Consider the following 17,044-nt stretch of genomic DNA (forward strand, 5'->3'; position numbering starts at 1 on the left):
CGGCAACACGTACTTCTACCAGGGCACCGGCAGCACAGCCGCGCCGTTCCGGACGCGCAACGACAGCACCGTCTTCTTCGGAATGACGCAGTCGTACAACCACATCGCCTGAGGCTCCGGCATCGACCCTCAACAGGCCCCGGCGGAAACGGCGGGGCCTGTTCGCGATCCGGGCTGATGCGCTGGTGTGAGGAGGCAGTGCTCGGCGACGGTGCCTCGACCGGCCGGACGTCTCGTGCTGTTCGGATCACGAGCTCGGGTCCGGCCTCAAGATCGCTTGCTCCCTCCGCAGCTGGCTGGCAGAGTCCGGCCGGTGGCCGCGGCTGGGCGGCATGTGGGGAGGGTTGCTGTGGGTGTGGGAATCGGGTTGCTCGTGTTGGGGATGGCCGGCGTGGGCTGGGGGGCTATGTTCCTCTTCAACTTGCGTGGTGCAGCGGACAAGGCTGCGGCCCGCCGCAATGCCGTGCGGGCTGTGACGGCTGCCCGAACGATGGACCTGGGACTTACGGAGCCGTCGCGGTTCGGCCCCTGGTTCTTCAGGCTCGTGGGAGGCATAACGCTGCCCGGCGGTCTGCTCCTCGGCTTCGTCGGCCTTGTCCTGGCTCTTGCAGAGTGAACCACCGCCGCACGTGTGGCTGATGCAGCTGGGGAGACGCGAAAGCATCAAGTGGCAGTCAAGCCGCGGGAGATATGACCTAGTAGTGGGCAAGTGGAGCCCGGCACCGGGGTGGTGTACTCCGTGATGCGGGACGGCAAGCCCTGGTTCGCAAACTCCTCCGTCGTCCTCTGGGTGCAACATCTGCACCACAACGGTCTGCGCATCGACAGCTGCAACTTGCTGCTCAACGCAGAGTTCCACGAGGAGGACGCCGTCCTTGCGAACTTGAGGAACTTGCTGCCGAACTCAAGGAGTGCGCCCCACCCGCATCGCCAACAATCCGGGCGTTCTCGTGACCGAAACGAGCACACGTCCAGCTGGCGCTCGGCGGCGGGTCGACGCCACTGGAGGTATATCGGATCCTCAGCGGCCTGACACGCAGCGCCCACGAACTGCCTCAGCTGCTCGAGCGCCTGGAGGGCGGAATCGACCGGATGCGCGCCGACGACCGCCTGGCAGCGGACTTCAGGGGCGCATCGCTGGAGGAGAAGCTGCAGGGCTTCCGCGCCGGCCTCGCCGAAGCCGTTGAGGCGGCCAAAGCCGTCGGGCAGAGCCTCGACACGACCTTCCGCGCGATCGGCCACGTCTCGTACGAGGAAGTCGTCGCGCTGAGCCCGGACGCGCTCGGCTTGGCCGTCGCGCTCGAGCCAACGGCGACTGGGCACGTCGAGGGGCCTGATCGCGGCCGTCGCTTGAAGTATCCCCACGGTAGTCCGCAGGCGTGCGCCGGGTTCCTGGTGTCACCGGCTTCCGGCTCCAGCAGCCTACAGTCGATCATGCATCCGGCGTACTCCTCCCCGCGGGCCGCAGGGGAGGCTCTGTTGTTCACATTCAACTCGCCTGTGATGTACGCCACTTGAAGGGGGTGGCGGAGATCGCGCACAGCCGGGCGGCTGTCGAAACGCTGCTCCTTCAGCGGTCTGTGGTGTCGGCAGGTCAGGTGGTGTGGCGCGCAGGGTGGCGGGCGGCAGGTCGCGCGCCAGACCCGCCGGAATCTGAACGTGTATGCGTAACCAGAGCTGAGCGCTCCGTAAAGTTTCCTGTTCTGGGCGTTGCACATCACGGCCTCGGTGAACGTCTTTGATGCGGAGGGCGCACACCGGCGCGCTCCCGGGGCCGCCTGGGGATCAACTGGGCCTCGCCTTGCACAGGGAGGGACCGAGGGTCCGTGACGATCGATCTTGCTGGCGATGTGGTGATGGCCATGCTCGTGCTGCGGGTGTTCGGCCGCGACGCCGTCACGCTGATGCGGAGAGCGGCCGCGGCCGGCGTGCGGGCGGGCGTGAGCGAGATGCTGCGCACGGGCGGCAAGGAGGGGCAGGAGTGACCGGAAGCCTTCCGGACCGCAGGACCACGGCCGCGCCGATGACGAAGAAGCAGCTTCCGGTGGACTTCACGGCGTTCCACCAGATGCACCGCCCCGCCTACGTGCGGTGGGCCACTTCCTACCTCAACAACCGCGCAGACGCAGAGGAGGCCGTCGATGGCGCCTTCGAGCAGCTGCTCGGCGTGTGGGACTCCGTGCTCACCAAGGAGAACCCCGCCGGCTACGCCTGGAGCGTGATGCGCTCGCGGACGATCGACTTCGCACGAGCCCGGGGCCGGCGTGAGGCGCCACTGGGGGAGGCGGCCTTCGAAACCGCCGCCCTGAGCACGGCCGTCGACGCCATCGGACAGCTCGAGGAGTCACTGAGCCTATTCGCCCAGATAGGCAAGCTGCCGCCGCGACAGATGGACGTCGTGGTCCTGCTCTACCTGCACGACCTGAGCGTCGACCAGGTCGCTGGCGAACTCGGCATCACCCCCGCCGGCGTCCGCTCCACCGCACGCCACGCCAAGCGCCGACTGCGCGAGGCACTCAGCCTGTCCGCCAAGCACCCAGAGGGACACGCCGATGACCTCGCCCATTGACGACCTCCTTGCTCGCGCCCGCGTTCTCCACGAGCCCTGCACGCAGCAGGACATCGACGCGGCTACGGAACGGCTGGCCGCCCGCATAGCCGCCACCAACCAGCGATCCGTTCCCCTGCGCGACACCCTCCAGCCGACCGCCCACGGGGAATCGGCGGCCGCTGAGGACCTGACGACCCTGTGCGAAACCGTCATCGCCCACGGCACAGCCCTGAACGAACTACAGGTGTTCTTCGCCCAGGCGTTGCCCGAACCGTCCGGCGCCCGGGTCCTTGGCTGCATGCTGCAGCTCTCCGACCGGGAGGAGTCCGCCCGCTTCTGGTGGCAGTACGCGGCTGGCGCCGGTGACCCGGCGGCCACGTACTGCCTCGCCCTCCACCACCGCGCCCTGGGAGAACACGGCGAGGCCGACTGGTGGCACACCCAGACCGACGCCGTCACCACCCACCTGTCAGAAGACGACCTCGACCCCGCCACCGCCCTGCGCATCCTGCGCGCGCTGAAGGTCGACACACCCGCTGTGCCCGACACGATCACCGCCGTCCTCGACTACGTACCGGCCGCCGTCGCCTACGTCGACGACGACCTCGACCTGCCCCTGCCCGACCCCGACTTCACCGACCGCATCGAAACGCTCACCACCGCTGCCGACCCCCTTCGTCCCCCCCGGCGCACCCCCCAGGCTCCGCTTCCAGAGCGGAAGACGCACAGCCAGGTCACGCAGGCTCAGAAACCGCGCCGTACACCGGCTCCCGGTGAACGATGATGAATCACTGCTTCACCGTCGCGCATGAACCGAAGACGCCGACTCGTCAGTACCCGGACCCGCGCGGCGTCGAACTCTGCCGGGTCGGCGACCTCGAGCCATGGACCCCACAGGCAACGTGTCCCGCACCAATCAGCGCGCGACCGACAAGCACGCGGTGTCACGGCCGAGCACGTGTGCGGTGCCGTGCCTGCCCTGCGTCGCCATCGCCTCCAACGAGTCCTTCGGCGAGTGGACGAAGCCGTTCACCGACCCCCGCCTCTGCGCGGCCATCGTGGACCGTCTGACCTTCAACGGCACGATCATCGAGACCGGCACCGACTCCTATCGGCTCGCCTCCACCCGGGCCCGGGCCGAACAACCAGCCAAGGCCGTCTGACGGCCTTCTTTCAACCCGCCACCCTTCGCGGGTGGCGGGGCGCCGACCAGCCGGTTGTCACTGGCCGAGGGCACCGTTCTGCTCCAAGCCGTCCATGAACTGCTCGTGCACCCTCAGCTCACGCCCTCTACCCGGGCTAGTCAAAACGATGGTCTTCGCCTCCGCGAGCGACGTCGGACCCGCCCCCAGCAGTTCACGCGTGATCACCACCGCATCAAGCACCTCAACCCGCCGCTCGCTCAGCAGCCGCTGCACGGCAGCCATCCCGGCGTCCCCTGCCAACAGCGGCCGGCACTCGTCGACGAGCACTTCAAGGCGGGCCGTCCTCTCCGGGCTCAGCCCTCTGATCGCCATCGCGCTGTTCCTTCCCTCGCGGATCCGAACTCCTCCCCGATCATCCCGGACATCAGACTGCCTTCATTTCTCGTGAACATCAGCGAGCCAGTGGATCACCAACTGCTCCCAGACTGCTGAACAAACGCTGCGCCTGAGGTGAACGAAGCCAGCCGGAGGTGGAGTGGTATCCGCTGCCGGAGGGTACGCGGGTCACCGTACGGCGGTGGCTCGATGTTCGGGGTGGTGGAGGCGCTGCCGCTTGAGGGGGCGCGGACGGCGCTGTGGGTGACGCTGGTGGCGACGAAGGCGGGTCCGCCGGGGGGCACGTTCCGGGCGTAGGGCCTGCGGGTGGCATGCATGGTCGGTTCAGGGTCTGTGGGCGCGTTCCCATGCTTCCCGGATTTCGGGGGGGATCCGTCCGCGGGGCGGGACGTCGTAGCCGTTGGCGCGTGCCCATGTGCGGATGGCTCCGGTGTCGACGGGCTGCTCGTCGGAGACGGGGCCGGGTTTCCAGAGGGTGGGGTGTGAGGGCGTGAACTCGGGCGGTGTCTCCAGGAGGCTGGGTGGGAACTGGGGGACCTGGGTGTGTCCGCTGAGGACGGAGATGAGGAAGGCCGTCAGGGTCCCGTCGTAGGTGAACCAGCGCGGGCCGCGGGCTTCGTTGACCGCGATGCGCCAGCGGTCGGGGGCGGTTGCGGGGTCGGTGATCCAGAAGAGGTATTCGCCGTTGTCGGTCGAGCCGCAGGCGAAGAGCTGGTCGGGGTGGTGGGGGACGGGGTGCGTGCCTTGGTCGTGGTCCTTGCGCAGGTGCGCTCGGACCCGGCTGGGCATGGGGCCGGTGAGCTGGACGAACTCGGTCACCCCGTGGGGGTGGAAGAGGTGGATGTAGTCGCAGAACTTCCCCGGCCCGTACCGTTCGGCGAGCTGCTTGTAGTCCGGGGGCAGCGGCATGCCGAGTTCTGCTTCGACCGTGTCCCAGCGGATGCTCATCGGCGGGTTGGGAGGCGGACAGAGCCGGGTGAGGGCGGCGATGTCGGTCATTGGATTCCTAGGCGGCGTCGGCGTTGCTGTGCTGCATGGTCGGGGTTGGCGAAGTCGGTGTCGAGGTGGAAACCGTTGGATCCGTCTGCCTGCATGTAGATCCGCGACGGCACGGAGTCCGGTCTGTCGTCGCTGTACTCAAGGTAGACGCTGTACTGGACCGTCTGACCGGCGATACCCCGAGAAGGATCACCCGCGACAGCGTTGTAGATCATTTGTTCCAGGTCCCGCATATGGGGGCTGTTGGTGGGGTCCTGCGTGATGGTGAACAGGTTGTCCAAGTGGTCGCCGGTACCGCCCAGCATCCTGGCCAGCATGTGCCCGCGAGCCTGATTGTGATCGGTGCCGTGAATGAACCCCGGCGGTTTCAGCCGGCTGTTGGCATCCGTGCCCTCGTCGAGCATGTCGCGCGTGATCGTGGCATGCATCTCAAACGGCCGACCGTGCTCGTCACGGACGAACACGACCCTGCCGCCCCACGTATGGTCCGGGGAACAGCCGGCCAGGCCCAGGGGATCCGCCAGCGTGAACGGATTGGGCACGTAGGCGTAGTGATTCGCCGCCGGTGCCAGACCGAGGGGGTCAGGACTGATATAGCGGCCGGTTTCCGGATCGTAGTAACGATGGACGTTGTAATGCAGTCCCGTCTCGGGGTCGAAGTACTGCCCCGGATACCGCAGCGGCGTGTACGCGGTGGCGTCGCTGTTCCACTGCGTTGCACCCCAGGCCGTGCTCCGCGCCCGCCAGCACACGGCTCCGTCGGGCGCGATCATGTAGCTCGGGCTGCCGCTCAGGTCGGCCACGATGGCGAAGAAACGCCGGTCGATGTCCTCCTGGTCCTCGTCCCTGCTCTTCGCCTCCCGCTGGGCCAGCGGGTACAAGCCGGCGTAGTCCCACACGAGGGTGGTGCCACCGGACCGCTGCTCGGCCAGCTGAGCACCGTCCCAGAAGTAGTCGATCGCTTCGATGACGGTCCCGTCCGCGTGGTGGTGGGACTTGGCGATCCTCCGCCCGAGGCCGTCGTAGAGGTAGCGCCAGACGGTGCCCCGCGGGGTGCCGACCCGGACCAGGCGGTCTTCGGCATTCCACTCGAAGGTCCAGGTCAACTGCTTCCCGCTCAGGGTCCGGATGCTGCGTGTCGTCAGCCGTCCCTGCGCGTCGTAGGAGTAGCTGGTCCTACCGGAACGAGTCAGGCGGGTGCCGTCGTAACGCCGCTCGCCTGCGCTGTCCTGGCCGGGCGCAGGAGAGGGAAGCTCGGTTCGAATTTGGTCGCCCGCAGCGTTGTAGGAGTACTGCTCGCTCCAGCCGCGGGCCTGCACGCCGGTGATGCGGCCGGCTGTGTCCAGGGTGAATGTGCGGCGGCCAGTGACGCTGTCGTCGATGCCGACCGGAGTACCGTCGGGCTGGTAGGTGAAGACCCTCTCGAGAACCTCCGCATCGGTGCTGCTGACGCTGTGACGGGTGATCCGTCCGACCGGATCCCAGTCCTGCCGCATGGCCAGCGAACTGTCGAGGGTCCGGGAGGTCTCCCGGCCGAGCGCGTCGCGGTCGAAGCGGAAGGTGTGTTCCCCGACGGAGTACGCGGCAAGGCCGTCGGCCCCGTAGTCGAGCCTGCTCTCGGCACCGGAGGGGGTACGCCGCCACGTGCGCCGGCCTTGCGCGTCGTATGCGTAGTGGAACGTGCGCCCGTTGACCGTCTCGGCCACGACACGCCCTGCGGCATCGGCTTCGAGCGTGATGCGCGCGTCAGCGCTGGATATCTCGTGAAGGCTGCCCGTGGGGGCGTAGGAGAACGTCGAGACCGCCCGGTTGCCGTCAGACACCTGGACGACCCGGCCAAGGGCATCACGCTCGTAGGCAAGGCTCTGCCCTGCCGCATTCGTTCGCATGATCAGGCGTCCGGCAGCGTCGTGCCCGTAGGTCATCGTGCGGCCGTCGAAGTCGGTCTCCTCGACGAGCCTTCCTGCCCGGTCGTAGACATACGTCCACTCCCGCCCCCGGGCGTCGGTGACCTTGGTCAGGCGCAGCTCGCTGTCGTGGGCGAAGGCGTAGCCGATGCCCTCGGAGCTGCGCGTGGCGGCCGGGAGATCGAAGTGGGTGTAACTGTGGGTGCTGGTGCGGCCCATCCGGTCGGTATGAGCCACAAGGTTGCCCTCACCGTCCCAAGTCCATTCCTCGCGGGTGCCGTCCGGCAGCTCGCGCCAGGACAGGCATCCGTCGGTCGTCCATCCCTGGCGAAGAGTGCCCCCCACCGCGTCGGTGACAGCAGTGATGCGGCCGAAGGCATCCCGGGTGCAGGTGGCAGTGGCCCCGTTCGCTGCGGTGACCAGCACAGGCAGCCCGGCCGCGTTGTTCGAGACACGGACCGGACCACCTGCCGCGGGACGGATCTCGCTGACAGCGCCCGCGCCGTCATGCACGTAATCCGTTCGCTCGCCGGCGGGGCTGATCACGGCCGTGCGGTTGCCTGCCGCGTCGTACTCGTACCGGTACCGCGCACCGCCACGCTCGACAACCTCGAGCGGCAAGTGCAGATCGTCATAGATCGCGGTGGTGCGCTCTCCGTCCGGCGCAGTCATGGCGATGATGTTGCCCACCCCGTCGCGCTCGAGCCGCGTCGTGTGCCCAAGGGGGTCCGTGACAGCCAGAAGCCGGTCGTAAGCGTCGAAGGCGTACCGGGTCGTGTTCCCCAAAGGATCCGTCTCGGCGACGATCTGGTGCCGGTCGTTGAGCTGGAAGACGGTGGTGGCACCGGTGGAGTCCGTGTACCTGGTGCTCCGGCCGCCGGTCTCAGGATGGGACTCGTAGGCGAAAGCGGACGACAAGAACCCCTCAGGACCGATCGTGCGCACCACACGCCCTGCATCGTCATAGACGTACTGGTAGGTCGAGTTGTTCCGGTCAGTCCATGAGGTGATACGGGTGTCCGTGTCGTAGGTGTATCGCAGCGGCAACCCGGAGGAGTTGACCACCGTCTCCAGGTTGCCCTCCTGGTCGTAGCCGAAGCGCCTGACCGTGACCGGACCCTCGGGCGTACGCAGCGCGAACTCGGTGACGCGCTCATCCTCGACGGTCACAGCGACCTGATAGCCGCCGTCGTGCACCACCCTGACCGGGGCACCGTCGCCGCGGCGCGCGAAAGTGATCCCGTTGTGATTGCGGTCCTGGACCTCAGACAGCCAGTAGGCGGAGGACTCGCTGTACGGACTGCCAGTGAAGAACCGGGTCAACCCCGAAGAAGAATCGAAGACCCGGTACGTCGTCACCGCGTTGTCCTGGCCCGCGTACACCAAAGCGAGCCGCGGACCTTCCACCGGAAGAACTCCCTCACTGTCACCAGGCCCCGGCAGCCGCGGATAGATCAGCACCGAGCCGTCCTCCCGCGCCCAGATCGCCATCTGCCCCCGCGAATCCAGCTCGATGCGCTCATCCAGCGTGGATGCCCAGCTCCGCCCGAACCACCGGCCGTAACGGTATTCAGACAGATGGATACGGCTCAGGACGAGGGAAAGGACACCAGGCAGCGACAGGTCTGTCTGCGGCAGCACCATCTCACCGGTCGCGACATCGACCGGGTCGGTCTCGCAAGTCTTCTTCCTCAGCGAGATCGCGTTGCGACGCGCATCCTCCTTGGCCTCATCCAAGCGGTCCGGCTTGGCACGCCCGTCGTCAGCTCCCGTGCGCCTCCCGCCGGAGCCTCCCGTTCTTCCACCCGGTCCGCCCTCGTCCTTACGATTGCCGCCCTTGATGCTCCTGACGGCGTCGCGGACATCGCCGTCGGTGTCCTTGTGGATCTTAGAGCCGCCCTTGATGCTCCTGACGGCGTCGCGGACATCGCCGTCGGTGTCCTTGTGGATCTTAGAGCCGCCCTTGATGGCGTCGGGGAGCTTCTTGCCGACGTGGTCGCCGAGGTCGTCCAGCGCCTTGGTGAGCTTCTCCGTAACGCCGTCGATGGTGGTGTCCAGGACCGCGGTCAGGGAGTCCTTGCCCTTCGCCCGGCCGTGCGCGCCCTTGGCCTTGCCGAGCTTGCCCTTGGTCTTGCCCTGCATGGCGACCTGCACGTTCGCCAGATGCAGCCCTGTCTTGCCGTGCGCGTCATGGTCGATCTCCGGACCGCCCCCAGGACCGGTCGACCCGCCGGCCGAGTTGAGCTGCAGACCGTCCTTGCCCGCCTGCACCGTCTGGTTCCTGTTGTAGCCGTCCTGCACACCGGCCACGTTCAGCGCGGTCTGGATCGCCAGGTCCGCCACCACGTTCTCAATCGCGGCGACCGCGGGCTGAGTGAGCGTCGCGACGATCTCGGCGACGGCCGCCTCGGCCATCTCCTTGAGGATCCTCTTGAACGCGATACGCGTGGCCGCGATCTTCGCGCCGGCGAGCAGCGTCGACAGACCGGCTGTCACCGGCGCGAACGCCAGGGTGATACCCACGGTGGCGCACAGATCGGCGAGTTCGCCAACGGCGGCGATCTTCCGGGCGACGATGATGTCCGCGACTCGGTCCAGCGCACCCGCGATGATCCGCGCCGCCTTGGCCAAGTCCTTGTGCTTGCCCTGCACCTTGGCCCAGTGCTTGTCCAGTGCGGTCAGCGACTCCGACTGCCCTGTGGACAGCAACCGCTGGATGTGCCCGTGCGCGGCCGCACCATCGTCCTCCGCGTCGTCGGCGAACTCCCGTAGCGCGTCCGCCATGTCGCGGTAGGCGTCCTCGTCGACGTTCGGCCACCCCACACCGACAACATCCAGCATCGTGTCGACACCCTCAGGAATCGTGTAACCCACGACCCAAACCCCCGCTTCAGCACTATCTGCCAGACAAGATCCACAGGATGCCATGCGGCGCTGACACCAGCCCAGACGGTTCTCGGTCACCACTGCAACACAGCAAACCCAAAGGCCAGCCGACCCGGTTCGTCAGGTCAGTGATGTTCGGCCTGCGCGTTTCCGGTCAGGGCCGTCAGCCGGGGGAGTGGCACGGATCGCCCCAGCCGTCACCCGGAAGCGTTCGCGTGATCAAGGTTGCGAAGAACCGAATCGCCGCCGAGCACGAGGGCGAGCAACTGATGATCCGGCTCTCGGCCGCTGGACCCTGGATAACTCCCCATATCCGGAGTCCAGAAACGGGCTCATCTCCGGCGAACAGGACGGGCCATGACAGGCAGTCGGGTAACAGTCGTACCGGTCGTCACCCCGGCGCCGCCGGCCCGGCCCGAGGACTACGACACCGCGACCCGGGCCGCCCTCGACCACATTGACGGCCAGGCGGTGCGCGCGGTCGCGGACGGCCGCCCGGAGCGCACCCGCAAGGGCTACGCCCAGGACTGGGCGAGCTGGAGCAAGTTCTGCGCCGACAGCGGCGTCCCGCTGCTCGCCGTCACCCCCGGCACCCTGGTATGGGCCGTCGCTGACCCTGGCGAATGATGCCCGTCGGCATGACACTAGCCCTGCCTGGCTGTCCTGGCTCGGGGCAGTACCGGCACTGAAGCTGATCGAGCAGGTGAGCGTGGAGGCGATCAACCGGCACGATGTCAGCCTGGCCAACGCGTTCCGGGAGGGTATGGGGATCCCCATGCCTCGGGTCGCGAGCCCGATCGTCTCCGTGCGCGGCATACCGGACGCGGAGCAACGACTCGACGGGCAGGGCCTGCGCGCATCCGTCCGGGGCGATGGTGTGCGGCTCGCCTTCCACCTGTACAACAACCAGGAGGATGTCCAGAAGGTCCTGCGAGCGCTGGGCCCGAGGCGCGCCTGGTAACCCAGCAGCATCTGGGACCCGAGCGGGGGGGCTCGTGTCCCAACGCAACCGCGCTGACCGGTCTGCATCCGGGCCCTGGCGGGCGGCGGGGCATCCGCCGGGGCCCCGGCAGTCACCTGCAGTGCTGCCGGTCCCCAGCCGGTCGGCCAGCGCCGATCGGCCGCCGGGCCGCAGGCCGAACGCCTCGGGACCGGCCGCAGCTCCCGGCGCAGAACCCCGACAGGGAGAAGACGCTGGGGTTCAGGGAACACCAGGGGTGGAGCAGGTGGCCGATTTCCTCTTGATGACCAAGCAGATGGCCACGGCCTCGACCTGAGCTACCCGACCGCCTCCGGTTCGACGCAGGCCCAAAGGGCCGAGGAGTGTCAGCGGTCCGCCCTGCTCTTGGACCACGGCAAGCCGCTACACGACGTTCGCGCTGAATTCCCTCCCCGAGACCGCTGGTCACAGGGCCGGCTTCTGATGCCGGGCGAGGAGTCCGGTGAAGAAGTCCGTCAGGATCCGCTCGCCGCCCGGCGCGGTGAGTTCCCAGCCGCCGAAGCGGTAGATCTCGTATCCGGCCAGCCTCAGCCGGCGGTCCTCGGCGACCATCTCCGCGTACAGCCGCGGCACGGCGGTATGGGTGACCCGGCCCTTCTCGTCGGGCGGGTTCGCGATCCCGTAGTGCTGCACCCCGTCGACCTCGATGACGATGCGGGAACGATCCGGGGCCAGGATCAGGAAGTCCATCCGCTGCCGGTACAGCGCCCCGGACTGCTTGCCGCTCCTGCGGCTGTAGGGGTCGTAGTGGAGGTAGACCTGCGGGATCAGCGCGGGCAGGTCGAAGCCGCCGTCCTCGGCGTAACGGGCGCAGTAGGTGATCATGAGCAGCTGTTCGGGCGGGGAGTCCAGCGACCGGTACAGGCGCCGGTACAGCGCGTCGGCGGCGCTCTTCTCGTCGGCGTCCGGGTGGTGCTTCTTCCTCCACCAGGCCACCATTTGCCGCCAGGTCAGCCCGTGCGGCGGCAGGGGGTCGGTGAAGACCAGGCAGTTGTCGGAGTTGCGGACGATCTCGACGTCGTTGTTCACGGCGTCGCGCAGCACGATCTGTGGCTTCGCCCCGTCGGCGGCGAAGATGAGGTTCTTGAAGCTGTTTGAGGGCCCCTTGGTGAACCGGCGTTCGTACTCCAGCTCCTGGAGGTCCTCCAGCGCGTCGCGGGTGGGGCCCAGGAGCTGCTCGATGCAGTCCCGCCGGGCCTTCCAGCTGCCGCTCATGTTGTTGTCGCGCCAGTAGGTGCCGAACCCGCGCGGCCCGTCGAACGAACGGAACGGCCAGGACGGCGGCTCGAGGGCGAGGCGTTCCAGAACGGCGCGGTGGGCCTTGATGACGATCGGCACGCTCTCGTCGTCCAGTTGTCTGCCCTCGCCGTCGGTGCCGTGGGAGACGAAGTCGTGGTGCAGCAGCCGGGTCAGCGCGATGGCCACGTCCAGGTCGGTGTGACCTGTCGGCGGGCCGAACCGCATGGACTCGACCAGTTCGGTGTCGAGCACCCAGGGCTGCGCCCATCCGTCGCCGCTGCTGAAGAACGCCGTCAGCTCCACGCCCACCCCCGCTGGTGATCCTCCAGGACATCGTCGGCCGTTGGCGACGCGGCCACCAGAGGGCGCGCGACCCTCGTGCCGTCGCGACCACGTCCCGGCCGTCTCCCTGTACCCGCACCTGCCACCGTCTCGGCGCCGCCGTCACACCTCGGCGTTACTGGGGCGTTCGGGCCCGAGATAGCGCACGGCCGGGAAACGCTCGGCGAGGCGCATCACCACGGTGGCGTGCCCGCGCGCGGCGAGGTCGCGCCGGGCCTCTTCCATGTTCAGGATCTTGTCCATGGTGTAGATCTCCGTGCAGGGACCGAGGTCGATCTGGTGCTCGCCGAGGGTGAAGAGCATCCCCTCGTAGCCGGCGGTGACGCGGAACATCCCGGCTCGGATGTCCCCCAGTTGGGTGAGGGCTTCGGCGCTGTCGACGCCCACGGACACGGTGCTGCCCCGCAGCACGATCTCCTCCCCGTCGAGCAGGGAGAGAATGTCCTTGACCTCACGCGCATCGCGCTTGGTGAAGTCGTCGGGGACGGGGAAGAAACAGCCAGTCCTGCTCTGCAGCCGCGTCAGGTCGTCGAAGGCATCGGCCCACAGCTGGGCTTCGCCCGGCTCCCAGCCCTGAGGCGTCATGGTCGTGCTGATCGGTGCCCGCACCCGGCCCGCTGGCTCCCCGGCGAAGGCGAGTTCCATGCAGCGACCGGGCGTGGCCTGGCTGAGCAGCCGGAGCACCGGCACCATCGTCTGCGGCATCGCCGCCTCGGGCGGCTGGAAGGAAAACTTCAGCTGAGCGGAGAGATCGCGTTGGTCGTAGCGCAGCCGCACTCGCATCAACCCGGTCATGTCACTGCCGTGGAGGGTCCCGCCGTCCATGCCGCTCACCCGGTGCGTGAAGGACACGGGCAGAGAGGCGAGCGGAACGCCCGAGGGCAGCTGGACGACGACCTGCCCTCGCAGTGGCGGCGTCACCACCTGGCGGGGCGATGCGATGCGCACACCGCCCACCGTGATCCGCTCCAGCCCCAGCCCAGCGGGGCCCGACAGGGCGGCTTCGGCGAGATTGTCCGTGCTCAGCTCCACCTCTCCGCCGAAGCGCATGGTCTCCTCGAACCGCAGCCTTCGGCGGGCCTCCTGCGGGTCTCCGTCGGCGAAGCGGACCCGCCCGGTGAACCGGATGGTGCCCTGCCCGTCCGGGTCGGGCCCCTGCGGCGTCAGGTGCACGACCGTCCGACCGTCGGCGTCCAGGGAGGTGTGCACCGCGTGGTGGGGGGAGATCTCCTGGACCCGCGTATGCAGCGCGCTGGCCCGCTCGACGTAGTCGGAGATCCCGCCGGCCAACGTGTCGCGCTCGGCACGCGCCTCGGCGATGCACTCCAGGACATAGCCCTCGGCCTCCTGCAGCGCGTAGCGCACCAGATCGGGATGGGCCGCGAACTTCTCGTCGAGCCAGCTGCGCCCCCGCCACCACCGCACGAACGGGAACTCATCGCGCAGGCCGTCGAACCACCGCTGCTCGACCGGGTTCGGGTCGATCGGCACGAGGAGATCCCAGTGGTCCGGCTGGTGACGGGCCGCTGACACCAGCGACCGCTCCACCTGCCTGCGGCGTCCCGCGGTCATCCGGCCGGTGAACGACTTCGCCTCGTACACGACCAGTCCATCGTCGTCGGTGTACTCGAACAGGTCCCGGCCGCCGTCCCCGCCCGTCCCGTCGACCGGCTGCGCCCGCTTGCGCAGGCGCATCACCAGCAGCGTCACCAGGGACTCCGACAGCCTGGGGTTCTCGGCCAGCTTCTCCCACGGAACTCTCACCACACGTCCACCCTACGAACCCGCTCTGACATCCCGACCCGCTCCGTACGCCGAACGCCTCGCCCCGGCGCCGCCCCCGGCCCTGGCGGGCAGGGCGAACGGTGCCAGGGGCTGCCGACCGGCCCCCGTCGCCCGCCGTAGGGGCCAGCTGCCTGTGCCTGCCGGCCGGTACGGGCCCGCCGGTGTACGCGGCAGGCCCGTACAGGCCCAGGGCCCTCGGACTCCCGGGCGTTGATCAGGAGGAGACGCGCACGGGTTCGGCGTAGGTGGTGAAGAGCCGGTCGCCGGTGAGCTGGTGGTGCGCGAGCTGTTCCCGGACCACCTGTTCGTCCGCCCAGCGGTCCGGGCTGGCGGCGAGCGCCGCCGCGTAACTCGTCACGGCCTCCTTCAGTTTCTCGAACAGGGCCGGGGTGACGACGCGCATGCCTGGCACTGCGGTGGCCTTGGCGTCGCTGACCCGGCTGGGGTGCAGCATGACCGGCAGGGCCTCCACCTCCGGGTTGTGATCGTTGAGCCAGCGGACGCTGCCGCCGAGCTGGTCCATGTCCTTCTTCGCGATCGTGTCGGTTGTGCAGCCCGTCTTCAGCTCGGTGACGGCCTGCTGCGCGGCCGAGAGCGCCCACAGGTTGTCCGGGCCCGTGCCGTACAGCTTCTCTGGGCGAGTGCTGGCGAACCCGAGATGCCCGCCCAGGCTCTGCCAGGCCGCCTCGGCGTCGTCGGAGCGCTCGTCATCGCCCCAGACCACTTCCTCGAACAGCGCCTGCACGCCGAGCCTCAGGCTGATGCCGTCGCGGTAACGGCCCGCCAGGAACTCGGCGGCGGCACGCGACTGCACCGCGGCCGCCTTCAACTGGACGGGGGCGCCACCGTTCACAGAACGCAGGACGAACATGTTGTCGTTCAGCGCGCCAGCCAGAGCCTGCTGGGCGGCCACAGGGTCGGTCAGGTGCAAGTAGGCGGCCTTCTGCTCCCGCAGCCAGCCCCGCAGCGCGATGTCGCTCCCGCCGAGGTCGTTGACCGCCTTCTGCACCCGCTCGGCCGCGGCCGAGGGGCGGCCGGTGGCCGCGAAGTCGAACGCCTCCCGCAGCGCGATGGCTTCCGGCCGCACCGTCCCGTGGTCGGTGTAGCGCACCTCCGCCAGCGCCCGCCGACTGCGTTCCCTCCACTGCGGCACTCGCCGCAGGCAGGCGCGCAGCGCCTGGCGCACCGCGTCCAGCCCTTCGCCCTTGATCTGGCCGGCGATGTCCCGGCTCAGCTTCAGCTGCGCCTGCGTAGCGGGGGAGAACAACGCCAGGTGGCGGGCGTCGTGGATCGCCGTGGCGAGCTTGGCGCCCAGCAACAGGACCGCGCAGTAGTCCTCGCCGTCGCGCACGCCCCGGCCCATGCCCTGCTCGATCCGCTGGACCTCCCTGGCCAGGCGAACGGTGCTGTCGGCCAGCGCGACGGCCTCGCGCCGCTCCACTGCGTCGAGGGGCCGGGGGATTCCGTCGAGGACCAGCAGACGGCAGGCGTCGGCCGGGAGGTTGACGCCGTCGTACTTGTTGACCAGCACCACCAGGCCCACGTGACCGGCCTGCAGCTCTTTGACGCCCGCCTCGAGGTCGCCGACCCGCCACGTGTGGTCGGCGTAGCGTGCCCACGCCGCCGCGGCCCGGTCGCTGGGCACTAGCACGACGACGTTGACCGGCTCGGTCTCGGCTATGCCGTCACCGTCCTGGTCCCCGTCGGCGAACTGGCGAGCCAGCACCCGCACGGCCTCCTCGTCCAGGTCCGGGTTGAGCGCCACCGGGGCGAGGATCATCCGCTCACCGAGGTCGGCGGCGCTGCCCGGCGTGACGGGCTGGGCGACGAGCTTGGGGTCAGCCCCGAAGTCGGTGACCAGGGCGCTGTCGTCGGCGAGCGTCGCGGTCAGGTAGACCCGGCGGCGGGCGCGCACGAACGAGGTGATGCGGTCGATCGGCGGGCACGAGGGCCGGATCTCGATCGCCGACGACGTCGCCGTCGCGGTGCACAGGTGCAGCACCTCCGCGAGCAGCGGCCACACGAACTCGAAGACCCGCTCCTTCCGGTGCGGGCGCAGGATCTTCAGCACCTCGTCGTGCTTGTCGGCCCACGCCCAGAACGGGATCGGCGCCAGAGCCGTGGGGTCCTTGTCCTCCAGCCCCGCCCAGGCGTTCGCCGACTGGTGGCGCAGGTCGTGCGCGAACAGCTCCAGCAGCTTGTCGTACGCGTCGTGCCCGGCGGGCACCCGCAGCCGGAACTGGTCCTCGGTCCGGGCCAGAGCGGCGTGCGCGTCATCGACGATGACGATGCCCAGCTCGAGCGGTTCCTTGCCATCGCCGACGACGCCGAAGGCCGACTTGCCGTTGATCAGCTTCTGGTAATTCGTCACCAGCACGGCCTGGGCCGTGAGGAACGTCGGGTCGTACGGGTCGTCCGTGGTGGCGATGTTGAGCTTGGCGGCCTCCTGGCGGACCTGCTTGGCCAAGTAGTTGTCCGGCGTCAGGTACACGGCCTTGCCGATGCCCTCGTTCAGCGTGCTCTGCGCGATCAGCAGACCGACGGCCGTCTTGCCCCCGCCGGTGTTCTGCTTGATCACCACATCCTGCTGCTCACGTCGGTGGAACCACTTGTCCAGCACTTCGCCCTGTTCATGCCGCAGATACGGCCACGGCCGGCTGGCGAGCCCCGCATAGATGTCCCGGGGCCGCAGCAGCGCCTCGCTGTCCCCCGTGCCGATCAGGTCCCAATTCAGCGCCATCTCGCTGTCCTCCCTCACCTGACCAGGCGGCGCCACGCCGCCTGCCCTCCGTCG

At 68.8% G+C, this 17,044-nt stretch carries 13 protein-coding genes and 1 pseudogene; 8 read left to right on the forward strand and 6 right to left on the reverse strand.

The genetic code is table 11. The features are described 5' to 3' along the window. Positions 1–313: 313 nt before the first annotated feature. From ACLB9X_RS32385 to ACLB9X_RS32410, 6 genes and pseudogenes are all read left to right on the forward strand, one after another. Entirely contained in the window at positions 314–616 is a 303-nt protein-coding gene (locus tag ACLB9X_RS32385) for a hypothetical protein (RefSeq protein WP_410364008.1), read from the forward strand. A 476-nt stretch (positions 617–1,092) separates the two neighbouring features. Further along, positions 1,093–1,518 carry a hypothetical protein gene (locus ACLB9X_RS32390; protein ID WP_410364009.1) on the forward strand — a complete coding sequence of 142 codons (426 nt, stop codon included), beginning with the start codon at positions 1,093–1,095 and terminating at the stop codon, positions 1,516–1,518. 308 nt (positions 1,519–1,826) lie between these two features. Beyond that, positions 1,827–1,985, forward strand: coding sequence for a hypothetical protein (locus ACLB9X_RS32395; RefSeq protein ID WP_410364010.1), 159 nt, complete (start codon positions 1,827–1,829; stop codon positions 1,983–1,985). After that, a complete protein-coding gene (locus ACLB9X_RS32400; RefSeq protein WP_410364011.1) occupies positions 1,982–2,569 on the forward strand; it encodes an RNA polymerase sigma factor in 588 nt (195 codons plus the stop codon). The genes ACLB9X_RS32395 and ACLB9X_RS32400 overlap by 4 nt, the downstream gene beginning before the upstream one ends. Continuing rightward, positions 2,553–3,335, forward strand: a complete 783-nt coding sequence (locus tag ACLB9X_RS32405) for a hypothetical protein (protein WP_410364012.1) — start codon at positions 2,553–2,555, stop codon at positions 3,333–3,335. The genes ACLB9X_RS32400 and ACLB9X_RS32405 overlap by 17 nt, the downstream gene beginning before the upstream one ends. Positions 3,336–3,534: 199 nt before the next feature. Further along, positions 3,535–3,714, forward strand: a pseudogene (locus ACLB9X_RS32410) (ATP-binding protein); the annotation flags it as partial. Positions 3,715–3,771: 57 nt separating this feature from the next. Here the strand turns inward: ACLB9X_RS32410 and ACLB9X_RS32415 are convergent. From ACLB9X_RS32415 to ACLB9X_RS32425, 3 genes are all read right to left on the reverse strand, one after another. Beyond that, positions 3,772–4,068 (reverse strand): hypothetical protein, encoded by a 297-nt coding sequence (locus tag ACLB9X_RS32415; protein ID WP_410364013.1) that lies wholly within the window; start codon positions 4,066–4,068, stop codon positions 3,772–3,774. Positions 4,069–4,416: 348 nt separating this feature from the next. Next, the gene (locus ACLB9X_RS32420; protein ID WP_410364014.1) at positions 4,417–5,091 is read right to left on the reverse strand and encodes a histone-like nucleoid-structuring protein Lsr2; all 675 of its coding nucleotides are present in this window, start codon (positions 5,089–5,091) and stop codon (positions 4,417–4,419) included. Beyond that, positions 5,088–9,962, reverse strand: a complete 4,875-nt coding sequence (locus ACLB9X_RS32425) for an RHS repeat-associated core domain-containing protein (RefSeq protein ID WP_410364015.1) — start codon at positions 9,960–9,962, stop codon at positions 5,088–5,090. The genes ACLB9X_RS32420 and ACLB9X_RS32425 overlap by 4 nt, the downstream gene beginning before the upstream one ends. Positions 9,963–10,241: 279 nt before the next feature. Here ACLB9X_RS32425 and ACLB9X_RS32430 point away from each other — a divergent pair, with 279 nt between their 5' ends. Both ACLB9X_RS32430 and ACLB9X_RS32435 read left to right on the forward strand, forming a co-directional pair. Further along, complete coding sequence (locus tag ACLB9X_RS32430) at positions 10,242–10,511, forward strand: hypothetical protein (RefSeq protein WP_410364016.1); 270 nt, start codon at positions 10,242–10,244, stop codon at positions 10,509–10,511. Between the two features lie 82 nt (positions 10,512–10,593). Then, on the forward strand, positions 10,594–10,845 hold the full coding sequence (locus tag ACLB9X_RS32435; protein WP_410364017.1) for a hypothetical protein: 252 nt from the start codon (positions 10,594–10,596) through the stop codon (positions 10,843–10,845). Positions 10,846–11,289: 444 nt separating this feature from the next. Here ACLB9X_RS32435 and ACLB9X_RS32440 read toward each other — a convergent pair whose 3' ends face one another. From ACLB9X_RS32440 to ACLB9X_RS32450, 3 genes are all read right to left on the reverse strand, one after another. Beyond that, entirely contained in the window at positions 11,290–12,432 is a 1,143-nt protein-coding gene (locus ACLB9X_RS32440) for a hypothetical protein (RefSeq protein WP_410364018.1), read from the reverse strand. Between the two features lie 135 nt (positions 12,433–12,567). Continuing rightward, on the reverse strand, positions 12,568–14,232 hold the full coding sequence (locus tag ACLB9X_RS32445; RefSeq protein ID WP_410364019.1) for a hypothetical protein: 1,665 nt from the start codon (positions 14,230–14,232) through the stop codon (positions 12,568–12,570). Between the two features lie 232 nt (positions 14,233–14,464). Next, complete coding sequence (locus ACLB9X_RS32450; protein ID WP_410364020.1) at positions 14,465–16,990, reverse strand: DEAD/DEAH box helicase family protein; 2,526 nt, start codon at positions 16,988–16,990, stop codon at positions 14,465–14,467. Positions 16,991–17,044 lie beyond the last annotated feature (54 nt).

Source organism: Streptomyces sp. 5K101 (assembly GCF_046506645.1).
In the GTDB taxonomy this organism is placed as follows: domain Bacteria; phylum Actinomycetota; class Actinomycetes; order Streptomycetales; family Streptomycetaceae; genus Streptomyces.